This window comes from Streptomyces sp. NBC_01433 (genome assembly GCF_026340105.1).
Lineage (GTDB): Bacteria > Actinomycetota > Actinomycetes > Streptomycetales > Streptomycetaceae > Streptomyces.
Map to the genome: position 1 here is coordinate 1,082,552 of NZ_JAPEPM010000002.1, position 17,365 is coordinate 1,099,916.

At 67.5% G+C, this 17,365-nt stretch carries 11 protein-coding genes; 9 read left to right on the forward strand and 2 right to left on the reverse strand.

Features of this window, described 5'->3' with window-relative positions; all coding sequences use genetic code 11:
* The first annotated feature begins 142 nt into the window (after positions 1–142).
* From OG413_RS32375 to OG413_RS32410, 8 genes are all read left to right on the forward strand, one after another.
* The gene (locus OG413_RS32375) at positions 143–496 is read left to right on the forward strand and encodes a hypothetical protein (RefSeq protein WP_008746465.1); all 354 of its coding nucleotides are present in this window, start codon (positions 143–145) and stop codon (positions 494–496) included.
* Positions 493–1,896, forward strand: a complete 1,404-nt coding sequence (locus OG413_RS32380) for a cell division protein FtsK (RefSeq protein WP_323137954.1) — start codon at positions 493–495, stop codon at positions 1,894–1,896. The genes OG413_RS32375 and OG413_RS32380 overlap by 4 nt, the downstream gene beginning before the upstream one ends.
* A 35-nt stretch (positions 1,897–1,931) precedes the next feature.
* Positions 1,932–2,684, forward strand: a complete 753-nt coding sequence (locus tag OG413_RS32385) for a DUF2637 domain-containing protein (RefSeq protein ID WP_266811816.1) — start codon at positions 1,932–1,934, stop codon at positions 2,682–2,684.
* A 150-nt stretch (positions 2,685–2,834) separates the two neighbouring features.
* Entirely contained in the window at positions 2,835–4,265 is a 1,431-nt protein-coding gene (locus OG413_RS32390) for a zinc finger-like domain-containing protein (RefSeq protein WP_266811817.1), read from the forward strand.
* Entirely contained in the window at positions 4,265–4,489 is a 225-nt protein-coding gene (locus OG413_RS32395; protein WP_266811818.1) for a helix-turn-helix domain-containing protein, read from the forward strand. The genes OG413_RS32390 and OG413_RS32395 overlap by 1 nt, the downstream gene beginning before the upstream one ends.
* On the forward strand, positions 4,489–5,772 hold the full coding sequence (locus OG413_RS32400; protein WP_266811819.1) for a site-specific integrase: 1,284 nt from the start codon (positions 4,489–4,491) through the stop codon (positions 5,770–5,772). Before OG413_RS32395 ends, OG413_RS32400 begins: the two co-directional genes overlap by 1 nt.
* A 189-nt stretch (positions 5,773–5,961) precedes the next feature.
* Positions 5,962–6,501 (forward strand): winged helix-turn-helix domain-containing protein, encoded by a 540-nt coding sequence (locus OG413_RS32405; protein WP_266804294.1) that lies wholly within the window; start codon positions 5,962–5,964, stop codon positions 6,499–6,501.
* Positions 6,498–7,028, forward strand: coding sequence for a transposase (locus OG413_RS32410; protein WP_266811820.1), 531 nt, complete (start codon positions 6,498–6,500; stop codon positions 7,026–7,028). The genes OG413_RS32405 and OG413_RS32410 overlap by 4 nt, the downstream gene beginning before the upstream one ends.
* Before the next feature lie 19 nt (positions 7,029–7,047).
* Here OG413_RS32410 and OG413_RS32415 read toward each other — a convergent pair whose 3' ends face one another.
* Both OG413_RS32415 and OG413_RS32420 read right to left on the reverse strand, forming a co-directional pair.
* Entirely contained in the window at positions 7,048–7,455 is a 408-nt protein-coding gene (locus tag OG413_RS32415) for a hypothetical protein (protein ID WP_266811822.1), read from the reverse strand.
* A 50-nt stretch (positions 7,456–7,505) separates the two neighbouring features.
* The gene (locus tag OG413_RS32420) at positions 7,506–14,684 is read right to left on the reverse strand and encodes an RHS repeat-associated core domain-containing protein (RefSeq protein WP_266811823.1); all 7,179 of its coding nucleotides are present in this window, start codon (positions 14,682–14,684) and stop codon (positions 7,506–7,508) included.
* 1,140 nt (positions 14,685–15,824) lie between these two features.
* Here OG413_RS32420 and OG413_RS32425 point away from each other — a divergent pair.
* Positions 15,825–17,072 (forward strand): hypothetical protein, encoded by a 1,248-nt coding sequence (locus OG413_RS32425; protein WP_266811825.1) that lies wholly within the window; start codon positions 15,825–15,827, stop codon positions 17,070–17,072.
* The last annotated feature ends 293 nt before the right edge of the window (positions 17,073–17,365 follow it).

Below are 17,365 nucleotides of genomic sequence, written 5' to 3' on the forward strand. Positions count from 1 at the left end.
GGCACATCCCCGGGTTCCCCACCTGACCACCTACCAACCTGATCGAGTTCACAACCTAATCGAGCTTGCAAGTTGAGCGATCATCTCCTTATGCTCCGTATCGAGCCGATCAAGCGGCTCCATCGAACGAGGATGTGATGGCATGGCCATGACCCGTATCCGTGTTGCCCTGCTGCCGTCGGCGGTGTGCATCGCGGGCACCGACCCGACGCTGAAAATCAAGGACCAGCAGACCGGGGAGATCGCCACCGACCGGGAGACTGGCGCGTCGCTGTACACGGTGACCGTGATGCTCATGGAGGACGGCCGGGCCGAGGTCCTGAAGATCACCGTCCCGGAAACCGGCCTGGCCGCCGGGCTCAAGCCGGGCGCGATGGTGCGGCCGGTGGAACTGTTCGCGACCCCGTGGGCGCGGATCTTCAACGGTCAGCTCTCCGACGGCGTCGCCTACCGCGCCGCCCGCCTGGAGCTGGTGACGATGGAGGCGGCTCAGTGATCCGCTTCGAAAATTCCGTGCCGGAATACGCGCCGGACGCGCTGCTGGCCGTGGCCGTCCTGGTCGGTGTGTGGCTGCTGGTGACGGTGGTGCGCTACGTGTGGGCCGACCGGGGCACGCGGGTCAGCATGCGGCAGGCCGTGCGGGTTCGCTGGGGCTGGGCACGGCTCGCGCGGATGGCCGGGCTGACGGTCACCGACAAGACCCCGGGACTGCTCGCGCAGATCGCCGCGCAGAAGGACGGCCCCGCCCCCGCGCCCCGAGTCCTGACGCCGAAGATCAAGGTGAAGCCGGACCGGTTCGGGGTGATCGTGCGAGCCAAAACGCTGCCGCAGGTCGGGGTGGAGGAGTACCAGAAGTCTGCGCGGTTCCTGGCGGACGCCTGGCGGTGCACGCGGGTTTCCGTCCTGCCGGACGGCCCCGGGCGGGTGGTCATCCGGGGCGTGCGCTCCGACCCGCTGACCACGCCGACCACGCACCGGCCCAGCGGCCTCCCGCCCGTGGACCTGACGCGCTGGGAGCTGGGCATCGACGAGTACGCCGCGAAGGTGTGCGTGTCCCTGGCCAACGTGCCCGGGGTGACGGTGGCCGGCGTCCCGGGTGCGGGCAAGACCTCCGGGGTCAACAAGTTCGTCTGTGACTTCGCGCCGTCTCCGTCCGTGCAGATCGTGACGGCGGACGGCAAGGTGTCGCGGGCCTCGGAGGGCGACTACGCCGACCTGGTCAAGCGGATGTTCGCGTTCTGCGGAGACGACCTGGATGAAGCCAACGCGCTGTTCAAGCGCCTGGTGGAACTGCGCAAGCGGCGCTCGGCGACCATCCGTGACGTGCTGGGCGTGAAGAACCTGTGGCACGTCGGCCCCTCGCCGCAGTGGCCGCTCACGGTCCTGATCATCGACGAGGCGCACACGTACTTCCGCGAGTACAAGGGCAGCGACGCCACCACCAAACGGCTGGCCGCACTGACGGCGGAGAACGCCCGGCTGGTGGAGGACCTGGTCAAGAAGGGCCGTAGCGTCGGCATCCTGGTGATCTTGATCAGCCAGAAAACCACCGGCGATGCCATCCCGACCTTCATCCGCGACGTGTGCCCCATCGGGCTGTCCTTCGCGCAGAAGACCGTGGAAGCCGCGGTGGCCGCGCTCGGTGACGACATCCGCAACTGGCCTGATGCCAGCCCGGTCACCTTGCAGGACCCCGCCTACGTCGGCGTCGCGGTGATGGCGATGCAGGGTCGCCCCGGCTATACCCGCATCCGCACCCCCTACGTCTCCGACGCCGACGCCGCCCGCGTCGCCGAAGCCACCTCGCGCCTGACCGCCGACCCGGACCTCTGCCTGGACGCCCTCCTCGCCTCGACCGGCCGGACCACGGCACCTCCGCCGTCGCACACCAAGTAGTCCCGAAAGCCCACACCGGAAAGGAGGTTGAGGACGTGGCAGAGGAACGGTTCACCCGGCGCACCGTGACCGTGGTCATGGCGGTCATCGCGGCCCTGGCCTTCGTCTTCTCCTTCGGCAACGTCTGGGCACTCGCCCTGCGGCTCGGCGTCCCCCACCCGATCGCTCCACTGATCGCGCCCATGGTGGACCTGTCCGTCGTCGGGCTTCTGGTCGCGCTGCGCTTCCTCGCCCTGCGCGGCGTCCCCAAGGAGGAGCTGAAGGCCGGCACCCGGCTGCTGCACCTGTGCGGCCTGCTCACCCTCGCCCTGAACACCGCCGAACCGCTGCTGGCCGGACGCTACGGACGGGCCTGCCTGGACACCGTCGCCCCGCTCCTGCTGCTCGGCTGGGGCCACGTCGGCCCCGCCTTCCTCACCCAGTTCCACACCCTCACCCGCCCCGCTCCGCCCCTGGAAGCCACCGCCGCAACCCTCGTCACCGAGCCGGTGCCCGGCGTCGCACCGTCACCCGCATCGACACTTCCGACGCCCGCCCCGGACACCGTCGCCACTCCGATCGAGGAGCTGGAGCCCGCCCCGGCTCCGGCCGCCGCTCCGCCGGTCATCGTCACCATGACGGGCCGACCCGCTTCCGGCCCGGCCCTTCCGGCCGCCCTGCTGGACGCGGCCCGGCGCATCGCGGACACCCACCGCGCCGAGCACGGAACGCCGATCAGCGCCGCCCACCTGGGCACGCGCATGGGCGTCGCCCTGCCAGTGGCCACCGCCGCACTCGCTCAACTCTGAGCACCGGCCCGCCCTGGTCGCATCCTCCTCGCTGAACCCACGCCCGCCCCTGGGCCTGGTTCGTCATGCCCCGAGCAGCACCAACATGCCTCCTCGCCTGGCTGGTTGCTGCTCGGGGCCACCCACCCGAACTGAAGGGACACGCCCCCAATGGTCACCCTGGACCTGCGCCACGTGGCAAGCCCCGCCGTGCGGGACCTGCTCCACCTCGTCAACCACCCCGACTTCGACCGCGCACAGCAGCAGATCGAACGCCTCGGCGGCTGCACCGAACCCGTCCGCCTGACCGGCCACACGACCACCGTCGACGCCACGACCGGTGAAGTCCTGCGCTCCTACTCCACCGACACCGAGCCCACCGGCAGCCTGCTCACCGCGTGCGGCAACCGCCGCTCCTCGCGCTGCCCGGCCTGCTCCCGCCTCTACGCCGCCGACACCTACCACCTCATCCGCGCCGGCATCTCCGGCGGCAAGACCGTTCCCGACACCGTCCGCACTCACCCCCGCGTCTTCGCCACCCTCACTGCCCCGTCCTTCGGCCCCGTCCATAACCGCCCCGACGCCCGGCCCTGTCGCTGTGGCACCCGCCACGCCCCAACGGACCCGCTGCTCGGTACGCCGCTCAATCCGGCGACGTACGACTACGCGGGCGCGGTCCTTTTTAACGCCCACGCCGGAGCCTTGTGGGCACGCTTCACCACCTACCTGCGCCGCGAACTCGCCGTCCGGCTCGGCATGACCCAGAAGGCCGCCCGCACGGTTCTGCGGGTGTCCTTCGCCAAGGTCGCCGAGTATCAGAAGCGCGGTCTGGTCCACTTCCACGCCGTGATCCGCCTCGACGGACCCGACGGCAGCACCCAGTCCCCACCCCCGTACGCCACCGTCTCCGTGCTCACCGACTCCATCCGCGCCGCCGCACCCCGCGCCCGCATCTCCATCGACTCCGATGCGGTCGGAGAACGCGCACTCACCTGGGGCCAGCAGCTCGACGTACGCGAGATCGCCGCCTTCGGCACCGACAGCGAACTCACCGACCAGACCGTGGCCGCCTACGTGGCCAAGTACGCCACCAAGTCCGCCGACGCCTCCGGCACCCTCGACCGCGCCCTGTACTGCCGCCCCTGCCAAGGACGCGGCGCCACCCTCCTGCCTCAGGGAACTCCGCTCCCGTGCACGGCCTGCGACGGGACCGGACAGGCCAGGCCACTGTCCCGCCTCGCCGTCGCCCAGCACATGCGGCAGATGATCCGCACCTGCTGGGAACTCGGCCGCCTGCCGGAGTTCGCCGAACTCAAGCTCTGGAAGTGGACGCACATGCTCGGCTTCCGGGGCCACTTCTCCACCAAATCCCGCAGCTACTCCACCACCCTCGGCGCGCTGCGTGACGCCCGCCGCACATGGCGTACCGAACAGGCCCACGCCCACGCCGGCCTGCCCGAGCCCGATCCGGGCACCACGCTCGTCATTGGCCACTGGGACTACAACGGCGCGGGCTACAGCCCCGGCGCGAACCTCCTCGCCGCCGATGTCTGGCACCGCAAGGAACTGGAACGGCAGTTCGCGGGCGAGGGGGGTTGCTGATGGCCTCGCCCCCGCTCGCAGCCCTTCACGCGGAGGCGGTCCCGGTGCTGGATCTGCTCACGGTGCCCCAGGTCATGGGCCGTCTCCAACTCGGCCGCTCCGCCGTCTACGACCTGCTCCGCACCGGCCAGCTCGCCTCGATCACCCTCGGCCGCGCCCGCCGCATCCCCACCCACGCCCTCACCGACTTCATCCGCACCCGCCTCGAACAGGAAGCCGCCTGATGACCACACCGCGCCCCGCCTCGTCCCGCCGCAGCCGCTCCCGCGCCAACGGAGACGGCACCATCTACCAGCGCAAGGAAGGCCGTTGGGAGGCTGCCGGATATGTTCTTGCCTCCGGCAACATTCGCAAGCGCGTCCGCGTCTACGGCGCAAGTCGGAAGGAAGCCCTGGGCAAGCTCACCGAGAAGATCGCCGCGAGCAACCTCGGCCTGCCCGTCGCGGCATCCGACTGCACTGTGAGCGACTACCTGACGTACTGGCTGCAGGGCATCGCCGTCCACCAGGTCCGGGAGAACACCCACACCCGCTACGCCGCCTGCATCCGCCTCCACCTCATCCCCGGCCTCGGCGCCAAGAAGCTCGCCCGACTCACCGCCCGCGATGTCCGCACCTTCCTTGACCACCTCCGCGCCGCCTGCCAGTGCTGCGCCCAGGTACGCGACACCGATCGGCGCTTCTGCTGCGCCATTGGCCAGTGCTGCAACAAGCGGCTCTCCCCGCTGACCGTGACCTACGTCCACTCGGTCCTCAAGTCCGCCCTGGAGCACGCGGTCCGCGAAGACGACCTGCCCCGCAACGTCGCCCGAAACGTTAAGACCCCCGCGCCCCGCCCCCGGCGCTTCAAGCCCTTCACCGCCAGCGAGGCCCGGCAGTTCCTCCACGCAGCCAGCAGCGACCGGCTCCACGCGCTCTACGAACTCGCCCTGCGCACCGGCCTCCGCAAAGGCGAACTCCTCGGCCTGCACTGGGAAGATCTCGACCTCGACAGTGGCACCGCCAGCATCCACCGCTCCCTCCAACGCACCCACACCGGCGGCCTGACCATCCTGCACACCAAGACTCGCGCCTCCGAACGTCGCATCGTCCTCCCCACGGAATGCATTAACTCCCTCAAGACCCACCATGAACGACAGCAGGAAGAACGTGAGGCAGCCGGAACGGGCTGGCCGGACAATGGCCTCGTCTTCACCACGCCCACCGGTAGACCGCTCGACTCCAGCAACCTCACCCGCCGCTTCCGCCGCCTCCTCCACCGCGCGCAGCTCCGGAGCATCCGCTTCCACGACCTTCGACACTCGACCGCGACCCTGCTCCTGGAGCAGGGCATCGACCTTGTCGTCATCAAGGAACTCCTCGGCCACGCCCACATCGGCGTCACCGCCGACGTCTACGCCCACGTACGACTCCGCCTCCAACGCGAAGCCATCAACACGCTCGGCGACGCCCTCAGCCCCGGCCGCGACGACCCCGATGGCGCGCCCGTCGCAGCCATCGTCCGCTGACGTTGCCGTCACCGTTGCCGTCAAGAGACATTTGGGCCCCTCCGAATTCTCCCGGAGGGGCCCAAGTGCTGCGCTGGGGGAATATCTCAGGAGCTAACCCCCTGAGGTCGCTCCATCGTTACTACTGAGATTGAACTCGTGAAGTCATAGGGGCTGACGAGGGGTGTCTGCCTGCGGTATCACGAGAGGATGAGGTATCCACAGGGTGGCGGGTTGACCGCTGAACGGCAGGGCAAGCGCGAGGAGTTACGGCTCCAGGCAGCTGAGCGGTTCGCTCGGGGCGAGGGCAGTACGGCGATCGCCAGGGATCTGCGGGTCAGTGTCCGATCGGTGCAGCGGTGGCGTCACACGTGGGCCGAGGGCGGCCCGCGATCCTTGAGGTCGCAGGGGCCCGCGTCGCTGCCGCTACTGAGTGAGAAGCAGTTCGCGCAGCTGGAGTCCGAGCTGGCCAAAGGGCCGGCCGCGCACGGCTGGGAGGACCAACGCTGGACTCTGAACCGTGTGAAGACGGTGATCGGACGGCGCTTCCACCTCACGTACACGATTCAGGGTGTCCGCAAGCTGTTGGTGCGCAACGGCTGGTCCTGCCAGGTCCCGGCCCGTCGTGCCATGGAACGGGACGACGACGCGGTGGCCGGGTGGGTCAAGGAGGTGTGGCCCCGCGCGGAAGGCCAGCGGCGGCCCGTGGGGCCTGGCTGGTCTTCGAGGACGAAGCCGGCTTCTCCATGACGTCGTCGCAAGCCAGGACCTGGTCCCAGCGCGGGCGGACCCCGGTGGTGCGGGTCCGCGGCCGCTCGCGCAGACGGATATCGATCGCCGCGCTGACTTGCTACAAACCCGGCCGCCGATCCCGGCTGATCTACCGGCCGCGACGGGACGACGGCAACCGTGACGGGCGCAAGAGCTTCTCCTGGCGCGACTACCGGGACCTGCTGACCGCAGCCCACCAGCAGCTCGGCGGCCCGATCGTCCTCATCCGGGACAACCTCAACGTCCACAAAGCCGCAGGTCTACGGGAGTTCGCCGACTCCCGTGACTGGCTGACCATCCTCTACCTGCCGCCCTACGCACCCGACCTCAACCCCGTCGAAGGCATCTGGTCCCTGCTACGTCGCGGCTGGCTCTCCAACGTCGCCTTCTCCACGCCAGACCATCTCATCCGCACGGTCCGGAGCGGTCTACGGCACATCCAGTACCGCAGCAACCTAATCGACGGCTGCCTAGCCGAGACCGGCCTGACCATCAGATCTACGTAACGACACCACGAGTTAAACCTCAGTAACCCCCTGAGGTCGCTCCATCGTTACTAGTTCGCCAGTCCCATGACGGATCTCGATGGAATCTCTCTAGGACCGCGTCATAGCTCAGAAGCTCGCCGTGATTCGTATCGAGAACTCCGCGAACCCCAGGAATTACCTCGATCAAAAGATCGCGGATGCACGCCATTCCGGGGTACTCGACGAGGACTGCGTTGAACTCACCGATTTCCTCACGAATCTCGGCAATCTCCTCCTCGTCAAACTCGTCGATAACGTCCCCGGAAACGTCCACCCCGAAGCGACACTCCCTCCAATCCAAATGATCGAAGATCGCACCTTCGTGATAAGAGCCGACTCCGCGCAGGCGAGCCACTAGCTCCTGGAGATCACTGGTCGGGCTGAGAAGCACGATGGTAGGACGCACTGCGGCTCCTTCCTGTCAGCAACGCTGAACCACGTAGAGACCGTCGGGAGCTAGGGAGCCAGGACATCAAGTAGCAGGTTCTTGTCCCGTGTCACCATGATGCCAGCCTGCTCCAGACTCTTAATCACACTTCCACGCCCCTGTGGAAGATAGACGATGACCGGATAGTCCGTCAGGCTTTGCGTATTTAGCGCCTGCTTGAGAGCACCCTTTCCTGAGCCACTCTTCACCTGCACCACCGCATTTCGGGTCACGATGTCGAAGTCCGTGAGCGTGCTGCCGTCCGGCCCATTTATTGTGACGCCTTCAGCTCGCACATGCCCGGGGTAGCGAGCATTGATGTCGTTGATGAGTTCCGGAACTAGCGGGTCATCGCCCTTGCCTGTGACATGAGTAGGGGCGCCTCCGCAATTGTGGACGAGTACCGATGTGGCCCCCGCCAGCACATAGTACGTGTGGAGGTCGGCGACGGTGAGGTTGTGGACCGTGGTGGTTGTGGTGTGGTGGGTGACTGCGGTGATCTGTACCCAGGTGCCGCTGCTTGTCTGGAGCCATTGGCCGGCGCGGAGTTGGTCGGCTTCGATCCAGCGGTTCAGGGCGGGGACCCAGAAGGGGTGGCCGTCCGTGGCGGTCAGGGTGTGGGATGCGCCTGTGTCGAGGGTGATGTCGACCAGTTGCTTGTCCCCTGTGCCCTTGATCAGGGCGGTGACGGGACGGGGGCCGCTTTCGCCTGTTTCGGGGTCGGTGGCCTGGACCTCGTCGCCGATCCGGATGTCCTTGATCGGTCTGCGGGTGCCGTCGGCCAGGAGGACCGGGGTGTCCGAGGTGAAGCTGTTGCCGAACCTGAAGCACTTGCCGAGGGACGCCCACTTGGCCGCGCCCACCGCACCGAGCATGCCGGTCGCGCAGCCCATGGCCGCGGAGGTGCCGACCTGGCCCCAGTTGACTTTGCGGCCTGACAGGCGTTGGCCGAGCCAGTCGAGGCCGGCTTCGGAGAGGCCGCCGATGACGCAGCCCGCGAGCATGGGGTTGTTGCCGGAGGGGTCGGTGTAGGTGGTGGGTGAACTGAGGGCGTACTGGTAGAGGTTGGTGCCGCCCGCGTGGCCGATCGGGTCCTGGGAGATGAAGCGGCCGGACTCCGGGTCGTAGTAGCGGTTGCGGTAGTGGAGGAGTCCTGTTCCGTCGGACTCGCGTCCGGTGAAGGTGTAGGGGTTGGAGGATGCGGCGCCCGAGGTGGTGGGCTGGCCGTTGGGGTCGTAGGTGTAGCGGGTGGCGACTGTGCCGTCGGTGTTGGCCAGGCCGACGACGGTGCCCAGCGCGTCGGTGAGGTAGACCTGCGTCGCACCGTTTTCGGTGCGGGTCAGGTACTCGTCCAGGCCGGCTGTCGCGACCGTGGCTGTCGTGGCTCCTGCGGCGTTCTGTTCCACGAGTGGGTTGGAGCCGTCGGTGAGGTACTTCTTCGTGGTGGTGCCGAGGGTCTTCGCGGTGCGGGTGCCCAGTGCGTCGTAGGTGAACAGGCTGGACGCTCCGCCGGTCGGGGTGAGTCCGGACAGCTGGCCGCGGGCGTTCCAGGTGTAGGTGCGTTTTCCGTCGTTCTTGAGTCGGCCGTCGGCGTCGTAGGTGAAGGAGCGGCCGTTGAAGGTGGTGACCCGGTTGTCCTTCCCGAACACCGATCCTGTCTCCGCCGCCGGCAGCGCGACCGAGGCGAGGCTGCCGGACAGGCCGGTCTGGAGTCCGCGTTCGTCCCTGGTGTAGGTGAGGTCGCCGATGCCTGCCGCGCCCTTGGAGTAGGCGATGTTCTTGACGGTGCCTGTCCTGTCCAGGGCGGTGGTACGGGTGATGCCGCCCGGCAGTGCGGCGGTTTTCTCGCGGCCCACCGCGTCGAGGCCGAAGGTGACCGCTTGGTCGCCGGAGGTGACGGAGGTGAGGATGCTGGAGGTGTCGTAGCCGTAGAGTGTGGTCTTCCCGGCCGCGGTCATCTCCGTGCGCCGGTCCGCCGCGTCGTAGACGTAGGCGACCGTTCCGGTCGGCCCGGTGACGGTCTTCGGCCGGTCGTACGCGTCGTATCCGAAGGTCTGCGTCCCCGCCTGGGTGTCCGTGATCGTCTTCGGCAGGTCGACCGCGTCGTAGACGTAGGTGGCGGTGGACTCGGCCGTGCCGGCCACGTTCACGCCGTATTTGCGGTTCTTCGCCCGTCCCAGCAGGTCGTACTCGGCTGTGGCGATCTGGCCCGAGCGGTTGGTGACCTGCGCCAGGTTGCCCGCGGGGTCGTAGGCGAACAGCGCCTGTGCTCCCAGCGGGTCCTTCGCCGACTTGGCCCGGTCCGCGTTGTCGTACACCCAAGAGGTGGGGTTGTTGCGGGCGTCGGTGAGGGTGGTCAGGTTGCCGTTCTCGTCATAGTCCAGGCTCGTGCTCTGGCCGAGCGGATCGGTGACCTTGCGGGTCTGGTTGAGAGCGTCGTAGGTGAGAGTCGTGAGGGATCCTGCCGCGTCGGTCAGAGCGGACGGCCGCCCTGCCGCGTCCAGGAACTGGCTGCTGGTGCGGCCCTCCGCGTCCTTGACCGACACCACCTCACCGTTCAGGTAGGTGTATTCGGTCAGAGCTTGGGAGGCGTCGGTCACCGTCTTCACCTGCCCGTCGGGGGTGTAGGTGAGAGCGGTCTTCCGGTTTGCGGGGTCGGTGACGGTCCGCAGGTCTCCGTCGGCGTCGTAGCCGAGGACGGTGGTGTTGTCCAATGGGTCGGTGAGGGTGGTGGGCTGGTCGTACGGACCGTCGTAGACCGCGGTGCCGGACTGGCGGGCCTGTGGCGTTCCCGCGAGCTCGGTAGTGCGGGTGATGTATCCGTTGGTGTCGTAGGTGAGTTCGGTACGGCGGCCGTACGGGTCGGTGACCGCGTCCACGCGGTGGCGCGGCCCCCGGTGGTATTGGGTGATGCGGGCGAGCGTGCTGCCGTGGGCCTGGGTGTCCTTGACCCCGTAGCCGTCCGCGTCGAACTCCACCTTTCTCACGGACCCGCCGGGCTGAGTGACCGTTGTGGAGGTGACCTTGCCCGCACCGGTCAGCGTGTACGCGAAGGAGTATTTCGCTCCCTCGGTGAGAACCTGCTCCTTGACCTTCCCGTCCGGGTAGAACGTGTTGGTCATGTAGATAATGCTGCGGGCATCCGCTGCCGTCTTGATGCGGTTGGAGGTGCCGTCGTAGGTGTAGCGGCTGATCTTGCCTGCGGGGTCCTTGACGGTTTCCAGGCGTCCGGTGGTGTCGTAGGTGTACCAGGTGGTGCGGCCCGCGTTGTCCCGGACTGACGAGACGCGCTTCTTGGTGTCGTAGGCGAGTGAGATCCAGCGGCCACCAGGGGTGGAGATCTGCGTGATCTCGCCCTTGTTGCCGGCGCGCGTCAGCTGTACGGCGTTGCCGTGGCGGTCCCGGATTTCCTTGAGTGGCGCGTACTGGGGGAAGATCCAGGTGGTGCCGTCACGGAACTTCAGGTGCCACGTTCCGTCGTGGCCCCACACGATCTTCGATCCGTGGTATCCGGACGGGGTTCCGGAGGGTTCGAAGACCGCGTCGGAGTAGCCCGTGCCGGCTGAGGTGCGTACGAAGGGGACCGACTGGCCGCCGGGCAGGTACAGGTCGACCTGTTCGTACTGTTTCTTCGAGTGCAGGAAGACGTTGTAGGAGAGATCGCGTCCAATACCGAAGGCCCGGGTTCGCGTGTCGCCCTGCCAGTAGGTCCGGGTGACTTCGGCCGGGCCGCGGGAGTCGGACACCGCGAGGTCGGTACGCGAGTCGGTCAGCATTCCGGTGGACAGGTCGACAGGGTCGCCGGACAGCCAGTCGACGACGTCCTTCACCCACGGGAGGTCCCAGGGCAGCCAGTCGGGGATGTTGAACATCGCGCCGTGAAAGGCCCAGACTCGTGTCTTGGCATCGGGCACGACCTGGCGGCCGTCGGCAGACACCTTCCCGTGGCCGTAGACGTACCAGCCCTTCTTCTTCGGGTCGTAGTCCATGAACTCCACACGGGTGCCGGGGGCTTCGCGTGTGTAGTTCGGATAGATGACCTGCGCACCCTCGGGGAAGACGTATGTACCGCCCGGCTGCACGGTGAAGTACACCGGCACGACACTGTTCTCGGGCAGTGGGAACGGCGGCCGGTCGATGGGTATGGCGGTGATCCCCAGCTCCGTGACCGGCTTGCCCTTCTCGTCCCGTACCACCGAGCCCTTGGGGATACGGACTTCGAGCCCGGGAATCTTCGGGGTCTTCAGAACGACGTCGGTCTTCGCCGGGGCGGCGAAACTCACCGTGTTCCTGGTGTCGAGGGGCGTCATCCAGACCGGAAACCCGAGGTCGACGCTCTGACCGCGCTTCGGGCTGATGTGGATGTCGAAGCGGCCGTACTGCCGCTTCCTGGTGTCGGCCGTCGAGCCGTCGACCACCAGGGTCTTCGCGTCAGAGCTGATGCCGGCCAGCAGGAAGCGGCCGCGGGAGTCGGTTCTGGCCGTCTTGTCGCCGACGGAGACGGTGACCCTCGCCAGGGGTTTCCCGTCCAGCTTCAGCACGTGACCGGTCAACGCCGTTCTGCCCGGAGGCGAACGAAGCTTCTGGGGAGCTTTCGGCCCGTCGCCGCGGCCTGTCACCCAGTCCCGGCCGGCCTTCTGCTGCTTGCCCGGCTGCCAGGCGTCCGCCCCCTTGGGAACGATCCGTGCCGCACCGCTCGTGTCGTCACCGCTGCTCGCCCCGGTGACGGTTCGGGCCTTGAGGCCGAGAGTGACCTGACCGGTCGACGGACCTATCGGCGCGACCACCAAGGTGTACGTGCCCGGGGTGAGGGAAGCGAAGGGCGCCGAGACGGTCGTCTTGGATATGTACGTGGAGCCTCGGACCTCCCCTGCTGAACCGATCAGCGTCGCGAACCAGTCGAACGGCGACGGAGCCTCGATCTCGAGATCGGGTTTGGCCCCGTTCTGCGCCTCGACCGTGAAGGTGAAATAGGAGTGCACGTACGGCTGGGAGATCACCGCCGTCCGCTTGGCACCGCCCAGCGTCAGCATTCCGGCATTCACCCCGGGCACCCTCGATGCGGTCACCGTGCCCGCGGTCATACGCGTGGGCTGGACCAGAAGCAGATGTGTTCCCTCGGCCAGGGGCGTGGGAAGAGCCACTCCGCCATCCCCCAATGCCGCACCGATGTATCCGGCGCCGTTCACGACCTGGCCGGCGGGGGTGACTCGTGCGACGGTGCCGCCCCGCATCACGTTCGGTCCGGACAGGACGACCGAGATCCCGCTGCTGTCCGCGGCATGGACGGGAACGATGAGCTGCTGACCCGGCCGTGTCAGTTCCGCTTGTGTGCTGGGGCTGCTGGCGGTGAGGGGCGCGGCTGTTACGGGAGTCGAGAGCCAGAACTTCATCGACCCGGCGGCGGCCGAAGCCGGCTGGAGCACCACTGCGTAGTTGCTTCCAGCAATCAGGTCGTTCAAGTGCAGACTGCCGTCGCTGTTCGCGATGACGGCTCCGTATCCTCCGACGTGTTTTCCGTCGGCGTCCCATGCGTTGAGGGAGGAATTCGTCGGGATGGTCACGTCGGTGACGCCGATTCCCACGATTCTGCCGGGCGGGGCGGTGAACTCCGCTTGCACCCGTTGCCCACGTCGCGCCACCACCGATACGGATGCCGCGTCCGGCGAAAGGGAGACCTTGATGTCCGCCGACAGCAGAAGTCCCAGTGTTCCTGTGTCCCCCGGGTCGGGATTGACGGTGACGACGTAGGTTCCCGTCTCTGGCAGGTTCCCCAACTCGATTGTCGCGGAAGCTCCGGGAGCGTGGGGCCCTCCTACGCCGACTGTCTGACCGGACGGCGCCTGCACTCTGACCGTGGCCGCGCCGGTGAAGGTGTTGTCGAGCGCACCGATCGAGAGGTCGTCGCCTTTCTGGGCCTCGAAGGTGGCTCGCGCCAGCTGCCCCGGCCTGTTGAGGCTGACCTGGGCAGGCGTCGCGTCGGTCGGTGCGAGCCGGTCGGCCTCCAGGGGCAGAGACGCGGTGACCGTGACTGTCCCCGGCCCCGTGCTTGAGTCGGCCGGCTCGATGACAAGGGAGTACGTTCCGGAGACCGGCAGGTCGGTGAGATCCCAGTCGAAGAGTTTGCCGGGACTCACCCGGACGTCATCGAGCTCGACATCCTGGGGAGAGACCATCCGCAACCGCAGGTCGCCCTGGAACGTCGAGCCGGAGAGGTGGAAGCTCAGCAAGTCGCCCGCGTCGGCGTCGATCAGCACTCGGGCTCTCTTGTCGGAGGCCGAGATCGAGACCGAGGGCGGAGTCTCATCGGTCGGCGACGTACCGACAGTTGTCTCGAACTCGTTTCCCTCCAGAGGAACGTCGAAGTAGTCGGGAGCCACCTCCTGACCGTCAGGGGTCTCGACCGTGATCCGCCCTGCCTTGGCGCCTGCGGGGACCTTCACCGTCAGAGCCGTGTCAGTGCGTTCGACGACCTCTGCGATCCTGCCGCCGTTGAAACGCACGACGTTGTCCGTCTTCGCAGACGCGAAACCAGACCCGGAGAGCACCACTACTGTCCCTGGCGGCCCGCTGGTCGGCGCATACGAGATGACGCTGGGCTTTCCGAGGGCGGGGGTGAAGGTCTCTACCGACGCTGCGTTGGCACCGCCAACTGCTACTGACACTGGGCCCTTGACCGCGCCTGAGGGAACGGTCACCACCAGTCGGGTGGCCGAAGCCGACGTAACCGTGGCCGTCTTCGTTCCGAACGAGACCGTGTTGGAGGCCGCTGTTGTCGAGAACCCCGTGCCGGAAAGAGTAACGCTCGCACCGGCCGCAGCTCGGACAGGAACCAGGGAGACAACCGACAGGACACTCGACGCGAAACGGTCCACACCGAGACGGTTGCCCGCCGCGTCGTAGCGGTAGCGAGCGGTCTGGCCTCCCGGATCCGTAACACCTACGAGGCGGGATGCCGCATCGTAGGCATACACCGCGTTATTCGTGGTCGGCTCGGCGGCTGCGGGTGCAGTCGGCCCCGCCGGGCTGCCCACCGGCGTCGACTTGCCGAGGGCGCTGCCCTCCGTCCGCGAGGACACTCCTGACGAGGGGGCGGATGGGGCCGCCTCGGCGGACACCAGCCCTACCGACAAAGCCAGCCCCAGCACCCCGACCGTAAGTGCCCGCCAGCGTGCGGACACACCTGTTCCGAACCGTTCGCCGCGCATGCGCACGCCACCCCTCCCCAGAACCCCCTCATGAGCCACGAATGGCCCACGACACCCACACTCCCCAGGCGAGCGGTCACAAGGTACACACAAACTGTCGCCATCGAGCCGAAGAAAACAAGATCACGCCAACGCGACACACTCACAGCAGTGTTGACCATCAGGTCAGGATGGAGATCAACCAGCCAGAAACCTCAGCTCAGAGTGCTCGATCAGACGTCGCCGATTCACCACGCCCCATAGACAGCCTCCGCACACCTACGCCATCTCCAGGTCAGATTCGTCCGAATTGGGGCAGGCGCGAAGTGTGTAAAAGGCCTCTGCGTCCATCCGTGGGGTTCGTCGTCGTGTCGATAAGCGTGCCCGATACGCGGTGGCAATTGGCGGCCACGACAATCTGGCTGAAGACCAGTGCGGGCCAGCACGTCGTTGGCGGCATGTTCGGGGCCAATGGGTACGTCATCTCGGGGTTCCCCGCTCCTACCCGCCCATCACGATCACCGTCGTCGTCCCGCTCACCGTGACTTCCAAGACGCTGCGGCACTCCACTCCGTCGACCACCGCCCGCCTCTGCAGCCACCTCACCCAACAGGCCGCACACCAGACCGTCGACGCGGTCGCCCACACCCTCACCACGACGGCAGGAGTTACTGGCCGCCCACCCAGGCCAGCGTGGCTGCAAACACATGACCACATCCACCGCCTCCGCGAAGCCCTCCACGAGCTCCGCTCCCCCGCACCGCACACCGCCAGTGTTGCGGCAGACCGGCCCAGGGTCGGGCCCGCGACCACACTGCGACCACCACGCCCCCGGACGCACGAAAGGCCGCCCTCCCATGGATGAGAGAACGGCCTCCGACCTGCGTGTCCGCACAGTCGGGACGACAGGATTTGAACCTGCGACCCCTTGACCCCCAGAGTGAGGGTCAAGGACATTTTCTGGATATAGCAGACTTAATCCGGGCACAAGTTGTGCATGGAAGCAGGCATCGTGCACCACCGCGCGTACCGTGTGGTCCCCAACTGGTCCCCAGGATCACCGTCCTGGCGGTGAGGATCGCTCTGGCATCTCTGGTCACTGCAGGGTGGAGAGGGCAGATTGACCGGCGGACTGTCAGTGCCCGCGCATAGCCTGCCGACATGTCCTCGACTCGCGATGAGCTTCGCCATGTCATGCTCGGTTCCCTCTTTACACCTGAGGTTCCCCTGGGGTCGACCCGGGACATCCTCATCACCTGCCACGTCTCGGCGACAGGCAAGGGCAAGCTCCACGGAAGCCCCGAGTGCCGCACCCTGCGGTCAGCCGCCTCCGTGAACCAGATCGACGTCCCCTTCGGCGAAGCCGTGGCGCGGCTCTGCCTGAGCTGTCGGTGGCCTCTGCCCACAGACAGCCTCATCCTGCCGCTCGGCGCCGCTGTGAGCGAGGTGGATTCACTCGCCATCTGGCTCGACCGGGAGTCCAAGGACGAGGAGGACCTCGAGGCCGAGCGTGACGCCGCCATCGCCCTCGCCGCCGGCGAGTACCCGCCCCGCGCCACCGAATCCGGCGACGAGGAGGAGAAAGACGACGACGAGGCCGGGCGCGACGAGGAATGGGAGCGATACGACCGCGCCCGCAACTTCCGCTCCCGACGTCACGAGCACTGGCGTCGGCTGCACTCCTACCTGACACGGAGCAACGAGGCCGTGTCCGAGTACCCCTTCCTCGCCCCCTGGGCCGATGGTCTGCAGAGTCGCCTCGCCACGGTCCTCGTCGAGGAGCGTCGGGCCTTCGCGGCCCTCGTGCAGCCGATCCGCCTGCTGGAGGCGGCTGCCGTGCGTATCCTGCCCGAGCCGAAGTTCTCCGCAGACCCCGGCTTCGCCGGGTTGGGAGCGGAGGCGGAGAAGACCTTCCAGCGAGCGTGGTACGAGTGGAGTCGGCGAGCCATCTGGTCCTGGCGCCGCCTGGAAGATCAGGACTTCTCGGTCTACACCGTCGTCAGCGACGCCTTCGGACGTCGCCGTAAGGGAAAGCCCGAGGCCCACGCCGCCTTCCGCCGACTCACTGCCGACTGGATCCGCCAGGCACGCGAAGAAGCCGGCCGCCCCGTCAGTACGCCATGGCAGCTGGTGGCGGTGAAGGCGCCCGCCCTCGTCCGGACCCACCACAGCGAGCCGGAACGCGACCCCCTCACCTTGTGGGAAACAGCGGTCATCGCCACCTACCAGGTGGCCTTCAGCCGGAAGGCCGGCACCACAGCGCTGCTCGTTCCCCACCTCGTCGCCGAGCAACTGCTCGCATGCACCTCCGACGACATGCCGGTCCAGCGCCTGGCTCCCGACGGCAGCGCGCTACCCGCAGAGGTGCTGCTCGATCAGTGGGACCACGCGGGGCTCAACCTCTCATGACCGCCTCTCACGTACTCAGGGGAGCCGAGCAGACGGCCAACCGTGCGGGCCGGACCGCACGGCTGCGACCACCACGCCCCGGGACGCGCGAAAGGCCGCCCTCCCACGTATGAGAGAACGGCCTCCGACCTGCGAAAAGCATGGTCGAGATGGCAGGATTTAACCTGCGCCCCCTTGACCTCCAGCGGGCCCTCTCGGCCCTGAGGCGGTCGCGCATCACGTCTGCCCGCCCCGATCGTGGGTCGGCGGCTGCTCCACCGCGCACAGAAGATCGGGGCTCACGACGTTCCCTC

Coding starts and splice junctions, on each gene's coding strand:
- OG413_RS32375 (WP_008746465.1), top strand. CDS start 143: ATGGCCATGACCCGTATCCGTGTTGCCCTGCTGCCGTCGGCGGTGTGC.
- OG413_RS32390 (WP_266811817.1), top strand. CDS start 2,835: ATGGTCACCCTGGACCTGCGCCACGTGGCAAGCCCCGCCGTGCGGGAC.
- OG413_RS32395 (WP_266811818.1), top strand. CDS start 4,265: ATGGCCTCGCCCCCGCTCGCAGCCCTTCACGCGGAGGCGGTCCCGGTG.
- OG413_RS32400 (WP_266811819.1), top strand. CDS start 4,489: ATGACCACACCGCGCCCCGCCTCGTCCCGCCGCAGCCGCTCCCGCGCC.
- OG413_RS32405 (WP_266804294.1), top strand. CDS start 5,962: ATGAGGTATCCACAGGGTGGCGGGTTGACCGCTGAACGGCAGGGCAAG.
- OG413_RS32410 (WP_266811820.1), top strand. CDS start 6,498: ATGACGTCGTCGCAAGCCAGGACCTGGTCCCAGCGCGGGCGGACCCCG.
- OG413_RS32420 (WP_266811823.1), bottom strand. CDS start 14,684: ATGCGCGGCGAACGGTTCGGAACAGGTGTGTCCGCACGCTGGCGGGCA.
- OG413_RS32425 (WP_266811825.1), top strand. CDS start 15,825: ATGTCCTCGACTCGCGATGAGCTTCGCCATGTCATGCTCGGTTCCCTC.